Consider the following 1008-nt stretch of genomic DNA (forward strand, 5'->3'; position numbering starts at 1 on the left):
TCGCGATCGGCCCGGACCGCTTCCGGGAGCTGCTCGACGGCTTCCACCTCGTCGACGAACACTTCCGCACCGCGCCCGCCGAGTCCAACGTGCCGCTGCTGCTCGGCCTGCTGGGCGTCTGGTACGGCAACTTCTTCGACGCCCAGTCGCACGCGGTGCTGCCGTACTCGCACTACCTGTCCAAGTTCACCGCGTACCTGCAGCAGCTCGACATGGAGTCCAACGGCAAGTCCGTGGACCGCGACGGGCACCCGGTGGAGTGGCAGACCGGCCCGGTGGTGTGGGGCACCCCCGGCACCAACGGCCAGCACGCGTACTACCAGTTGCTCCACCAGGGCACGAAGACGATTCCGGCCGACCTGATCGGCTTCGTCAACCCGGTCGCCGAACTGGGTGGCGAACTCGCCGCCCAGCACGACCTGTTGATGGCGAACCTCTTCGCCCAGGGCCAGGCGCTCGCCTTCGGCAAGACGGCCGACGAGGTACGGGCAGAGGGGGTGCCCGAGGAGCAGGTGCCGCACCGCACGTTCCGCGGCAACCACCCGACGACGACGATCCTCGCCCGCGAGCTGACCCCGTCGGTCCTCGGCCAGCTGATCGCCCTCTACGAGCACAAGGTGTTCGTGCAGGGCGCCGTCTGGAACATCGACTCGTTCGACCAGTGGGGCGTCGAGCTCGGCAAGGTCCTCGCCCGGCGCGTCGAACCCGCCCTCACCGAGGGCGCCGACGTCCCCGGACTCGACTCCTCCACCACCGCCCTCGTGGCCACGTACCGCACTCTCCGGAAGAAGTGACCTGACATGACAGCCATGCAATTGGGCCTGGTCGGCCTCGGTAAAATGGGCGGCAACATGCGTGAGCGCATCCGCCTCGCGGGCCACACCGTCATCGGATACGACCGCAATCCGGAGCTTGCCGACGTGGGCAGTCTGGCCGAGCTGGTGGGCGCGCTGACGGGTCCGCGGGTGGTGTGGGTGATGGTCCCGGCCGGTGCCGCGACGCAGTCCA

1 protein-coding gene and 1 pseudogene are annotated in these 1008 nt (G+C 68.9%); both read left to right on the forward strand.

What is annotated here, in order from left to right:
• Positions 1–794 (forward strand): annotated as a pseudogene (locus ACLVWQ_RS16095) (glucose-6-phosphate isomerase); the annotation flags it as partial.
• 15 nt (positions 795–809) lie between these two features.
• On the forward strand, positions 810–1008 hold a 199-nt coding region (locus ACLVWQ_RS16100; protein WP_414109391.1), incomplete at its 3' end, for an NAD(P)-binding domain-containing protein.

The sequence above is a fragment of the Streptomyces sp. CWNU-52B genome, from assembly GCF_047444975.1.
Lineage (GTDB): Bacteria > Actinomycetota > Actinomycetes > Streptomycetales > Streptomycetaceae > Streptomyces.